At 41.3% G+C, this 12,654-nt stretch carries 11 protein-coding genes; 2 read left to right on the top strand and 9 right to left on the bottom strand.

The features are described 5' to 3' along the window. Positions 1-41: 41 nt before the first annotated feature. The 8 genes from NQ095_RS02525 to NQ095_RS02560 form a co-directional block, all read right to left on the bottom strand. Positions 42-788 (bottom strand): 3'-5' exonuclease, encoded by a 747-nt coding sequence (locus tag NQ095_RS02525; protein WP_258261940.1) that lies wholly within the window; start codon positions 786-788, stop codon positions 42-44. Then, positions 788-2,704, bottom strand: coding sequence for a DUF294 nucleotidyltransferase-like domain-containing protein (locus NQ095_RS02530; RefSeq protein WP_258261941.1), 1,917 nt, complete (start codon positions 2,702-2,704; stop codon positions 788-790). The genes NQ095_RS02525 and NQ095_RS02530 overlap by 1 nt, the downstream gene beginning before the upstream one ends. 166 nt (positions 2,705-2,870) lie before the next feature. Further along, complete coding sequence (locus NQ095_RS02535) at positions 2,871-5,027, bottom strand: MMPL family transporter (protein WP_258261942.1); 2,157 nt, start codon at positions 5,025-5,027, stop codon at positions 2,871-2,873. Between the two features lie 152 nt (positions 5,028-5,179). Then, positions 5,180-5,716: a D-glycero-alpha-D-manno-heptose-1,7-bisphosphate 7-phosphatase gene (locus tag NQ095_RS02540; protein WP_258262202.1), complete on the bottom strand. Its 537-nt coding sequence runs from the start codon at positions 5,714-5,716 to the stop codon at positions 5,180-5,182. A gap of 145 nt (positions 5,717-5,861) precedes the next feature. Then, positions 5,862-7,055: a class I SAM-dependent rRNA methyltransferase gene (locus NQ095_RS02545; protein WP_258261943.1), complete on the bottom strand. Its 1,194-nt coding sequence runs from the start codon at positions 7,053-7,055 to the stop codon at positions 5,862-5,864. Positions 7,056-7,165: 110 nt separating this feature from the next. Beyond that, the gene (locus NQ095_RS02550) at positions 7,166-8,002 is read right to left on the bottom strand and encodes an alpha/beta hydrolase (protein WP_258261944.1); all 837 of its coding nucleotides are present in this window, start codon (positions 8,000-8,002) and stop codon (positions 7,166-7,168) included. A gap of 225 nt (positions 8,003-8,227) precedes the next feature. Continuing rightward, positions 8,228-9,460: an aminopeptidase gene (locus tag NQ095_RS02555; RefSeq protein ID WP_258261945.1), complete on the bottom strand. Its 1,233-nt coding sequence runs from the start codon at positions 9,458-9,460 to the stop codon at positions 8,228-8,230. Between the two features lie 709 nt (positions 9,461-10,169). Beyond that, positions 10,170-10,337 (bottom strand): hypothetical protein, encoded by a 168-nt coding sequence (locus NQ095_RS02560; RefSeq protein ID WP_258261946.1) that lies wholly within the window; start codon positions 10,335-10,337, stop codon positions 10,170-10,172. Between the two features lie 220 nt (positions 10,338-10,557). Between NQ095_RS02560 and NQ095_RS02565 the strand changes: the two genes are divergently transcribed. After that, positions 10,558-11,592: a threonine aldolase family protein gene (locus NQ095_RS02565; protein WP_258261947.1), complete on the top strand. Its 1,035-nt coding sequence runs from the start codon at positions 10,558-10,560 to the stop codon at positions 11,590-11,592. Positions 11,593-11,640: 48 nt separating this feature from the next. On the opposite strand, the gene NQ095_RS02570 is transcribed toward NQ095_RS02565, so the two are convergent. Beyond that, positions 11,641-11,982, bottom strand: a complete 342-nt coding sequence (locus NQ095_RS02570; protein ID WP_258261948.1) for a YckD family protein — start codon at positions 11,980-11,982, stop codon at positions 11,641-11,643. 132 nt (positions 11,983-12,114) lie between these two features. Here NQ095_RS02570 and NQ095_RS02575 point away from each other — a divergent pair, with 132 nt between their 5' ends. Next, complete coding sequence (locus NQ095_RS02575) at positions 12,115-12,519, top strand: sporulation protein (protein ID WP_258261949.1); 405 nt, start codon at positions 12,115-12,117, stop codon at positions 12,517-12,519. Positions 12,520-12,654 lie beyond the last annotated feature (135 nt).

Below are 12,654 nucleotides of genomic sequence, written 5' to 3' on the forward strand. Positions count from 1 at the left end.
GAGGTATTTTCCTCATGCGTTTTTTCATGTTTCATCGAATGTCAGCCCGACTCCTGAAGCAGGAATTCATGTAATCCACGGATCGTATGAACTTCTTGTTGATAACAGAGTTTCAAAAGTTGTTCAAAAATCTCGGCCGTCATGATCGCATCATTTAAAGCATGATGGCGAGCACGATCTTGAATATCGAATTTCTTTATGAGAACATCCAAATAGCAGTCATCCCTGCCAAGTAAGCTATTGGCAAGTGAAAAGGAATCGACAAATTCAGGATCGAAAGAGGGAAGCTCCCATTTATTGATCCTTTTTTGAAGAAAATTAATGTCGAAACTCGCGGGATGGGCCACCAGGATGGTCCCTTTGCTGTACTCTAAAAATCTTTCCAGACCAATGGGGAGCGTCACACCATTTAGAAAATCTTTACGCCTCAGGCCAGTGAACCGCTTCGTTTCCCTGGACACCGTTTGAAGGGGGTCGATCACCTGATAGAACGAATCGTCCTTTTGAACTTTTCCTTCTTTTACCTTTACAGCACCTATCGATATGATTTCATCTCCAACTTCAGGGAAAAATCCAGTGGTCTCAAGGTCAAAGATCGTAAAGGTGCAATGGAAGAGATGTTTTTTTTGAAGAGTCGGTTTTTCTTCTTCAAATTGTTTAAGGCCACGGGACAGTTTATGGTAGGAAAGCTTTTCTTTTTCCCGCTTGACTTGATGGCGGAAGATGAATTGCTGCCATGTATAGTACTTTAATATCCTATAGCCTACGTTAATTCCTATATTATTCATTAAACCACCCGGTTCCTATTGAAACTGATTTCCATCACCTGCTGCAGTCGATTGGCAATCTGGATGGATTCTTTTAATTTTTGGCGATCCTCTTTCGAAAGGGTGCGGACATCGATGTCATTGCTTAAAGGTTTTCCCTCACTAAGTTCACGCAGGTTCTGTTTCGTTCTCAAGGAAAGGAGGATATGCATGGCCGTTTTTACGTTTTCTGCATCCCTGGGGTGAAAGGCTTGTAACTTTTTCAGTGCCTGTACCCTTTTGATTGTGTTCACTTCTTTTATCCCATACTTTACCGAATGGATCCTGATCATATTGACGATTTGTAAGAGCCCTGACTTTTTGATATTGAATAGATGATTTTTCGGCTTCAAGTTCACCCGGCCCAATGGACCAACGGGGAGTTTGAAACGAAGGGCATCTTTTCGTAAGAGTTGCTGCATATTCAGGGATCGTTTCGATTTGTCAGTCAAGTAATTCCGAATTTCTTCAGCGATGGAATAATCTCCGTAAATTGGACGGAAGTCATAAAACATCGTGATGTTCTGGATTTCCTGTGCATCCATTTCGTGGAGCCACTCATCAATCGCTTTTTTCCAGTCCGTATAAGACCTCTTCCATTTTTGTTCCTTCGCCATGATTCCGCCTGTACATTCAGGAAAACCACATGCAGCAAGCTTTAAATTCAGCTTTTCGGTGAAGGCCTGAAAATAGAGATCAACTTTTTTAAGATCTGATAAGTGATTATAATCATCAAGGATGATCCCATTATCCTGATCTGTATGGAATCCCTGCTCACTGCGTCCCTGGCTGCCCATGACAATGAAACAATAATTGATCGGAGCGGAACCGAACCCTTCCTGCCTCATTTCTTTCTCGCTCAATTGAATGATTTTCCGGTGAAGGCGATCATTGTAGTTTGATATCACTTCACAAATATCGAATCCAAAGCTGTCTTGTGCTAGAAGGTCTTGAATGAATTGTTGGAACGTCTCGCTCTTAACAGTAGCCAGTTCGACCAGTTCTTCATTCGTCAATGCCTTTTGGATTTTATAAGAAAGGTCCAGGTAATTCGAATCCTGTATATTGAGAAATGATGTACTGGTTAGAATCCCAACCACTACATCATTGCGAATGATGGGGACGAAATCCACTTCTTCATGTTTAAAGTAGGATAGGGCCTCATAAGCGAAGGACTCATCCCTGATCCAGAAAGGCTTTTCCTTCATCCAGTCTTTCACCTTATCAGAGGTGCTTGGATTGGTAATATAAGACAGGATTTCCCGTTGCGTAAGGATACCAAGCATTTTTTTGTCCTGATCCACTACGACTAACCCATATGTGTCCTGTTCTTTCATCTTTGTGGCTGCATCAATGATTGTAGCATTTCCATCAATGAAAATAGGGGTATCCATGAGAGTATGGACTTTTGTCCGAAATAGATTGATGTTTTCATCATCGTTTTCAGTGGCTGACTTTACTTTAATCTCATCGTATAGGGTTTTCATCCGATTGCCGATGCTTTCAAATATGATTTTTGAAAAATCATTGTTTTTCGTCATGATTTCCAAAATCCGGTCTTTTTGAATCCGGAAAACCGTACAATCTTCTATTGCCTGGACTGAAAACGTCATTTGTCCGCTCGTAAGCATGATCATGATCCCAATCAAGTCACCCGGGTAATAGAAGCGGAGGGAATATTGCTTTCCACTGGACCGATGGAGGACATTCTTGGCAAGCCCGGAGACAAGGAAATAAATATCCAGTTCTTCCACCGTTTCATCTTCATGAAAGAGAAATTCCCCTTTCTTGAAAGTTGTGTATGTAGAACCGGAAATAATATAATCCAGCTGTTCAGCTGTTAGGACATCAAATGGATAGTGATCCTGAATAATTTGTAGTAATTCCTGCTGGTTCATCTAATACCTCCCGTTCATGCTGGCTCCATAGTACTTTATCATAGAATTCCCTAATTTAAAACGATAAAACAGGCCTGCATTCATAAAAAGACACCCTGATGTCAGGGTGTCTTGTTTAACATTCAGTTTGGTCTCAATCAGGAGGGGAAATTTCATAAGTCACAGGTCAAGAGGCTTTATCTGCGTTTACCATTTGTTTTTCCTTCCTCCTGAAAGGCATCCACCAGTTCCAGTCACCAAGGAGCTTCATTAACGAAGGGACCAAAATCATTCTGACGATGGTTGCGTCAATAAAAATGGCGATGGCAATCCCAACTCCGATCTGTTTGACGGGCATCACACCCGTGAAGGCGAAAGCCCCCGTTATGACAATCATGATAAGAGCTGCCGAGGTGATGATTTTACTCGTTGAAGTAAGTCCTTCAATGGTAGACAGTGTGTTGTCACCGGTTTCTTGATAAATTTCATGAATCCTGGAAATGAGGAATACCTCATAATCCATGCTAAGGCCGAAAACAAGGCTGAATACAAGCACCGGAAGCACTAGGGCAATATCCGATTCAGGGATTCCGAAGTGTCCTCCCTGGAAAATCCATACTAAGATTCCGAATGTCGATGTAAGACTGATGATATTCATCAATATGGCCTTCAATGGAATGATGATGGAGCGGAATGCGATCATCAGGATCAGGTAAGTGGAACCTAAAATGATGAACAGGCATAATCCTACTTTTTGATAGATTTCATCAAATATTTCCTGATTGAATTTCACCTGTCCTCCAAACTGGAGCGGGTGTGACCACTCTTTATGACTCCATTCATTTACTAGTTCCTGAGCAGCGGATGATGATGAATCCAATGACAAGTGAACTGGAATCAGTGCTTTGTCTCCATGGATGAATCGATTCAGTGCAGGATCAATCTTCTCCTTGGTTTCCGGCTGCTGAATGGCCCCGAATAAATTCTCCGGAGAGTCGATATCTGTTGCTTCGAAGAGAGAGTCCACTGAAGTCACAGCTGATTCCTGATTGAATTCTGAAAGGAGTTCATTCAAATCTTCCAATCCGTCTTTGGTGGTCCAGCCATTCTCACGTTTGGCAATCACATAAACCGTACTGCCTTCATCTGTCTTAAACTCCTCCTGAATGGTATCCATCGCCTGACGGGATTCAAATGTAGCAGGTAATGCCTCTGTATCAGGAATGGCAAGTTTCATAGACCGAACAGGCAAAATGCCGATCACTAAGACAAACAGAGCGAAGAAGGCAAGAAACACAGGTCTTTTCATGACAAACCCGGCAAACACCCTCCATTTTCCGTGGGCATTTTTCTTCTGTTTGATCAGCATCCATTTATTTATGGACTTTCCGAGGAGCAGAAGAACGGAAGGGAGGAGTGATAATGCAGAAACCACTGCTAGCATGACGACTACCATGCCCCCGATGGCAATAGTCTGAAATATATCGATTTCAATGAGCAACATCGCTCCCAAACCGATGAATACACATAATGCAGAGAAAATGATAGATTTTCCAGCAGTTTGAATAGTGGTATGGATCGCTTCCGGTATTGACCTCGTGGCCAGTTCTTCACGATAACGGTTAATAAATAGTAGAGAGAAGTCAATGCTTAGGGCAAGCCCGATCATTGGGACTACATTCAGCAGGAAAACGGATAATTCCATGCTGCCGCCAATCAGAGCGAGAATCCCGAATGCCGTTACAACCGTTACCACTCCAATGATTATGGGAACAATGGAAGCAACAACCGAGCCGAATGCAAATAACAGGACAAGCAGAGCGAAAGGTAATCCTATCAATTCGGCCCGTTTTAAATCATCCTGACTGGCCTTATTAATATCTGAACTAATAATGGATGCCCCGGTCAATGATTGGCCAGGATTTTCTTTCACTAGTGCTTTGATTTTATTTGTTTCGTCGGTGATATCAGACTCATCGAAGGATAAAACAGCGTAAGCCACGTCATCCTTCACTAATTTTTCATCTTGTAATGGTGACTGTATAGAAGAGGTGACACCCAAGTTTTCTATGCTCTCAATCGTTTTCTTAATGGATGCCTGGAACCCTTCTGCAGATTGGGAATCCTGCTTTTCCATAAGCAGCAAAATGGATGATTTGGGAAAATCAAACGAATCGGTCAATTCGTCGTTCACTTTTTCAAACTGTCCGTCAGTTCTAAAACCATCCCCGCCTAATATGGTGGGTAAGTCTGTTGCAAAATAAGAGAATATCCCCGCGATCATCACCCAAAGTACAATGATCAATTTATACCAACGGATAATCCCTTTACCGAGCAGGTCCATCTCATCACACTCCTTAATTGAAACTCTTAAACCCTAATTTAATTATATTTACATGACTTCTTACAATAAAAAAGAATCACTCATTCAGTTTAATAGCTGGAGTCAGGAGGTGCAATCACTAAATGTTCGAATAGATGATAATTGAACGATCATTAAGATTCCTTCATGGTGAGGATGAATGTAGAAGCGCTCAATAAATCAGAAAATATGTAGTCAGCGTTATACGTTGGAGAGGAGCTGCCATTTAGTAAGATGGTGGTGCATCCAGCTTTGCTGCCTGCTTCTATGTCTACCGCACGATCCCCAATCATGAAGGATCCAGCAAGATCAATGCTGTATTTTTCCGCCAGTTCAAGAAGCATCCCGGGTTCCGGCTTTCTGCATGAACAACCCGCATGGGGTTTGTGAGTGCAACAGGAAACTTCCTGAATGAAACCGCCTGCTTGTTCAATTTCATTTACCATATAATCATGGATGGAGTCCAGCTCATCATGGGAAAGATAGCCTAACCCAACACCACCTTGATTTGTAACGACAAAAAGAAGGAACCCCGATTGGGACAAGGCCTTTATAGCTTCAGGTACTCCTTCCAGGAAATAAAATTGCTCTGGTGTGTTCACGAAGCCGACTCTTTTGGTTTTCACCTCGTTGATTACCCCATCACGGTCAAGAAAAACAGCTTTATTCATCATAAATCCTCCTTATTCGATAACTTTCATCAGGAAATACCGTGTATATGTCGCTTCTTGCGGTTTCCGAGGAAATAATGACAGAGTATTCTGTCATTTATTCTTATCGAGAGGGACGGACCTTTAGATGGTCCGTCCCTTTCCTTTATAGTTTGCGGATAAAAGCGACTTTTAAGTAGTCGCTCTGCTTGTATTGACTGAGGGTTTTAAAATCTTCAGGAAGAGAGTATTCTTCGAGTATTTTATATTTCCCATTGGTTTCCTTGAATGCCGTATCTATAAAACCTTTGAATTTTTTCATATTGAAGGTGCTGCAATTTGTGGAAGCCACGATGGTCCCGTTCTTTTCAGTGATGGCAATCGCTTCTTTCAACAAATCCTTATAATCCTTCGCAGCACTGAATGTGTGTTTTTTTGAACGGGCAAAGCTTGGTGGGTCTAATATCACCACATCGAATGAAAGCTGTTTTTTAACAGCATATTTGAAATACTTGAAGACGTCTTCCACAATGATGTCTTGAGCCTCATAATCGATTCCGTTTATGCTGAATTGTTCAATCGTTTTGCTTAGACTGCGATTTGCAAGGTCTACACTCGTGGTGAGGGAGGCACCGCCAAGAGCAGCACATACAGAGAATGCACCGGTATAAGAGAAGGTATTCAATACCCTCTTGCCTTCTGAGTATGAGTCACGAATCCTTTTCCTCACTTCGCGTTGATCGAGAAATACCCCCACCATCGCTCCATCATTTAAATAGATGGCAAATTGTACGCCGTTTTCTTTCACGAGGAGAGGGAAGGAAGGACGTGTACCCTCGACAAAATCATCTTCGTCAACGTATTTCCCTTCCTGTGCGAACCTTTTCTTCTGGTAAATCCCTTTATATTCTGTTAATTCCCGTAACGATTCCATCACTTCTTCATGAAAAGAATAGGCACCCTTTGAATACCACTGAATGAGATAATATCCATCAAAGTAATCAATGGTTACACCCCCGAAACCGTCACCTTCTCCATTAAACACTCTGAAAGCCGTCGTATCTTCATTATAGTAGAAGTGAAGACGTTGATTAATGGCGGCTTGAATCTTTTTATAAATGAACTCCTTATCTATCTCTTCATGTTCTTTCCAGCTTAGAAGCCAGCCGATTCCTTTATTCTGAAGTCCAAAGTATCCTTTTGCAATAAAGCGATCATGGGTATCTACCAGTTTGAGGATGCCACCGTCTTGTACATTTTCAATCGATGTAGTGACATTTTCTTTATTTAAAAGAGGAAACCCTTTTAGGAAATGTTGTATGTATTTGGGGCTTGCTTTTACAATTTTTTCTTTTGTCATTCCACTCATCCTAACCTATTGGTTTAGTCTTGTGTAGTATAGAACGTTACGGACGTTTACGCAACTGCATGAAAAATCCCCTCAATCCGAAGAGGGGATAGGCTTTTGAATTATTTACTCCATAGGTAATCTCCTACAAGACGGTCCACTTTCATCGTTTCATGTAATCCGCTATGAGAAATCGTTGGATCATACACTATTTTGGACTGAAAAGGATTTTTTTCGAAAAATGATCGACTCTCCAGTGCACTCTGTACATTTACCACGTCGTCACCTGACCCAGCGATGGATAACACTTTTATTTCAGAAGGAATCAAATGACGATTGAGATACATTTTCTTCAATGCGCGAGATCCAGGCTTTAAATCAATCACAGCTGCACCGGTATTGATTTGACCATAAGACTCTTTCGTGACTCCCTGAAAAGGAGTGGCAATCGTAATGAATTTATGGGTTTCTGGGACAAACGATTCATTACTGGTATTTTCTAAATATTGGGTTGAAGCAAGGCCACCCATAGAGTGTGCGACAATATTGACAGTAGATACATTGAATTGGTGATGCAACAGCTTCATGGCATTTTCAAGCCAAATGGCCTGTTTATCCAAGGAAGCACGATTGTCTTCAAAAATGACTTGAACAAGTGGGGGAGAACTCGGGTTTTTAGGGAGAGCCCCTTTGTATCTTATACTGCCGGAATCAGATACCGAAATTTCCAGCGTTTTTTGACCCCACCCATGCCGGTTCTCAAAACGGTCCAACATCGTCCTGAAGGAATTGTATGTACCTTTATACCCGTGCACGAACACTGTGGGATATTTCTCCTCGGCGGTTAATGGTTTTTCACTGGACTGAACATTCGTCGTGCGGAAAATAGTATATAAAGTGAAGAAGGCAACGATGAAGAGCCCGCTCCAGAAAAATGATTGTTTTGACTTTACTGACAAGAAAATCGCTCCTTTAAAAGGTATACTTCTATTGTAAGGGATTCGTGAAGTATTGAATATGTTAAAAAAGAAATTTATTTGTCATATTATATGTAATTTTTACCTCTTTTGGTGCTATATTCTGTTTCTTCATTTAATCCTAGTCAGTAAAAGCAATGGCCATAAGAAAGAGGCTTAAATGAACTATTTAAGCCTCCAACGTTATTCTGCCATTAAAATTAAAAATTAAACCCAATCACCAGCTTTAAAAATCGGTTCAATCGTACCATCCGCCTTTTCACCGTCAATATCCAATTGTGATGATCCGATCATGAAGTCCACGTGAATCATGCTTTCGTTAAAGCCAATTTCCTGTAATTGCTCAGGCGTCATCGTCTTACCATCCTCAACACATACAGACAGAGCCCTGCCCAATGCAATATGACAAGACGCATTTTCATCAAAAAGGGTGTTGTTGAAAACGATATTTGTATTGGAAATTGGGGAATCGTGCGGTACCAATGCAACCTCACCCAAATAAGATGCACCTTCATCCGTTCCAAGTAAGTTCTTTAGTGTTTCATAGCCTTCTTCAGCCGTGTAGTCAATGACTTTCCCTTCCTTGAAGGTCAGTGAGAAATTCTTGATAAGGGTCCCGCTATAATTTAGAGGCTTTGTACTGGATACTAAACCGTTCACACCATACTTATTGGGAATCGAAAACACTTCCTCTGTCGGAAGGTTCGGAACGAAAGGAATTCCTTTATCATTGGTGAATTGGGCACTGATCCATTTTGTTTTAGGGTGGAATTCGATGGTCAGATCTGTTCCCGGTCCTTTATAATGAAGCTTTTTGTACTTCCCTTCATTTAACCGTTGAGCGTTTTTGTTAAGGTCATCGATATGCGCTTCCCATAATTCGACGGTATTTTCCTGGTCCGTTCTGGTTGTATAAAAGATGTTCTCCCACAGTTTGGTGAAAGCGTCTTCTTGAGACAGGTCAGGAAAAACGGTTTGAGCCCATTCCACTGTTGGTATCGCAGCGATCAACCAGCTGATTTTTCCGCCTCCGATATAAGCTGAAAAGTCTTTCATCGCTTCTGCAGAGGTTTTGTTCAACATAGCGACACGCGTAGGGTCTGAGTCCCTTAACAGAGAAGGATTCGGGGCAGCTAAGTTCAATAATGCCACATTGTTCTCTGCCATCTCAATATATCCTTTCGCTTTCCATTCAGGAAACGCTTTCAATCCTTCCTCGGCAGATTTCTCCAAACGTATTTTTTTCAGTTCATCATCATAGAAATCCGTTAGTACATTCAGTGCTCCTGCTTCATATGCTTTCTCTGTAATCAGGCGAACAAATTCGTATGATGTAATAGGCGCTGATATCATCAGTTCCTGTCCCTTTTGCAGATTCAATCCGACTTCTATGATCAGATCTGCATATCTTCCTAAGTTTCTCTCAAATGCTTGATTCATTTGTAATCCCCCTTATATATGTATTCAATCATAACTATATCTCTTTTTTCAGAAAATTTCATTGATTAAGAGCATTTTTAATGAAAAAGACAGAGACTGTGACAAAAGTGTTTAGTTAAAAAATATCAGAACGATCAATCGAAGTTCTTTTTTGAAATTCGAAATCGTTCGGATTGGTCATTTGGCTGTTTACGTAAATATTACTAATTTTGGATGTAGTAAGTAGTGGTTGATTTCCACTCCAGGTGCTCGCTTTCAAGCGGGGCTGGCGGTGAGCCTCCTCGGGCCTTGCCCTGCGGGGTCTCACCTGTCCAGCTTTTCCCGCAGGAGTCGAGCACCTTCCGCTTCAATCAACTGTCAAAGCGTAAGTCTTTCACTATAACATTGTAATGGCGAGATTGCTTCATTTCATACACTAACAGGTATTCTATTAGGGAAGTGACAGATAACCATTAATTATATAAATACTCTTTCTTATCTGATGTGCATGACTCATTCTGCTCCGAGACAACCCAAATGATCGAACATACGAAAACTACAATTTGTGTATGAATAACAACCTCAGTGCTGATTATGTTTATAGTTTAGTTGAGAACGGTGGGAATTCTTCTTCATTTGAGTGAATGACTACCACGCCGGCAATGGCCATAGCTGTGAGGCTGGTGATGATCAATAATTTTCTCAGCTTTTTCATTTTTTAACCACCTCCTTATAAAGGCAGCATTTCTTCATAAATGATATTGGCTTCATTTAGGTAGAATGCAGCACGTTTGTATTTTCCCATTCTGTGATAATATTTGCCAAGGAATTTAGAATACTCAGCATATAATAGAAGAGAGCCGTTTTTCTTAAAGTAAGCCAGTGCATGCTCTTTCATGGAATTCTCAAATCCATTAGGAAATTCATTCAGTGCAAATTGATAATAAGAACATAAATAATGATGTGAAATCGGAGTATTACTACAATTATAATTTTAATATTAATGAATTTTAATGAAGTATTATGGTTACTTGAATGGGTTTACTTCAAAATGATTCACCGATTAATATCCTTTGTTATAATGAATCTAGTGAAAGTTATAGAGGAGGATGGTCATTGTGATTGACTTACGAAGTGATACGGTAACAAAACCAACGGCGGAAATGAGAAGGGCAGCTTATGAGGCTGAAGTAGGGGATGACGTGTATGGTGAAGACCCTTCTGTCCTAAGGCTTGAAAAGGAAGCAGCCAGTATTCTTGGGAAAGAGGAAGCATTATTTGTCACAAGTGGTACCCAGGGGAACCAAATTGCCGTATTGACCCATACCAGACCGGGAAATGAAATTATATTAGAAACGAATTCGCATATCTTTTACTACGAATCAGGAGCAGTTGCGGCTTTGGCCGGTGTTCAAACCCGTACGATTACAGGGAACAATGGGGAAATGGATCCTGGTGAAATAGAAGCTGCAATTCGTACGGAGGATCAGCATTTTCCTGAAACGGGATTGATTTGTCTGGAAAATACCCACAACCGTGCGGGAGGGGCGATCGTTTCACCGGAAAACATGCAAGCCATCCATACCATTGCCAGGAAACACTCCATCCCGGTGCATGTTGACGGAGCCCGGCTCTTTAATGCGGTTGCCGCAAGTGGTCGCGACGTAAAGGAATTTACTGATCATTGTGATACCGTTCAAATATGTTTATCGAAAGGCTTGGGCGCACCGGTAGGTTCAATCATTGCAGGTGACAAGAACTTTATTAAGAAGGCTCGAAAGTGGAGAAAACGCTTGGGCGGGGGACTTAGGCAAGCCGGGGTGATTGCGGCTCCAGGATTGGTTGCCTTGAACACGATGAGAGGACGTTTGTCAGAAGATCATGAGAAAGCAAGAATCCTCAAAGAAACCTTTCAAGCATGTAACGGGATTGAAACCATCAATGAAGTGGATACTAATATTGTAGTGGCTGATGTATCCGGCACAGGAATGACAGCAACACAATTTGTAGAAGATTTAGAGAGAAAAGGTATATTGGCCGTGACGTTTGGACCGACCCTGGTCCGTTTCACGACTCATTATGATGTGTCGATGGAGGATATATGGGAAGTTTCCCGCATATGTAAGGCTCAGTTTAGCCAATCTGCTATTTAAAATGGTTCGGGAAAACAGAATAGGGCAAGATTTGCCCTATTTCCTTATCTATTCTTTGAGATCAAGTTGCTTTCCGTGATGAGGATGTGGATGCCATCTCATCATATAACCATTTTCTTTCAGCTTTTGATGTTTTGTTTCCATCATGTTCAGCACTTGGTCGCCTTGTTCTTTGGTAAAGACACCGTACTCGACGTATTTCTTCACAAGTTCTTTTTTCGTTGTATACATCTGTTCGTGCAATTTTCCAAGCTCTGCTTTTTGGTCTTTTGTCAGATTCACTTGTTGTCCCGGCGTCTGGCCTTGACTTTGACCTTCTGCAGACACGATTGAATTGAATCCAAAGCTGATGATGAGGGCAGCTGCAAATGATACCACTATTTTTTTCAATTTATTTCCTCCTTCCTGAAGATTCCCTTATATTCTTTGCAGAGTATTAGAAGAATATGTAAGAATGGACGAATCGGCGGGGGAATTGCTAGTATGTCAAGGAGTAGAAACAGACTAAGGGGGCTTTAATCAATGTTAAACAAGTTTTTGTCAAGTATCGGTATAGGTCATGTGAAGGTGGATACCATCGTGCACACGACAGAGATTTCACCCGGAGATCACATCAAGGGGGATGTCGTATTAAAGGGGGGGATGGCCGATCAGCCGGTAAATGAAATTCAACTATTACTTCTCCTAAAGTATGAAGAAGATAAGCAGGATAGTGATTTTCCATACCATGAAAAAGATCTAGATACGATTACACTAGACAGTATAGGGACGATTATGGCCGGGGAGGAAAAAAGGATACCATTTGAATTCCCTACAAATGCCCGACACCCTAAAACGACTGATACGGAACAAACGATTTTAAGGACAACGGTAGATATACCCCAAGCCGTTGATCCCACAGACGAGGACAGCATATTCGTCCGATGATTTCAGAAAAAGGGCCGATTCCCCAAGTGAATCGGCCTTTTTTGAATGTTTTAAGAGATCCAGGAGTGATGAATGTAGTAACAAAGAGTACTAAGTTCTCATTGAAATCCAGAAAAACCAAATGTAAAATGTAGT

Source organism: Rossellomorea sp. SC111 (assembly GCF_024733565.1).
Lineage (GTDB): Bacteria > Bacillota > Bacilli > Bacillales > Bacillaceae_B > Rossellomorea.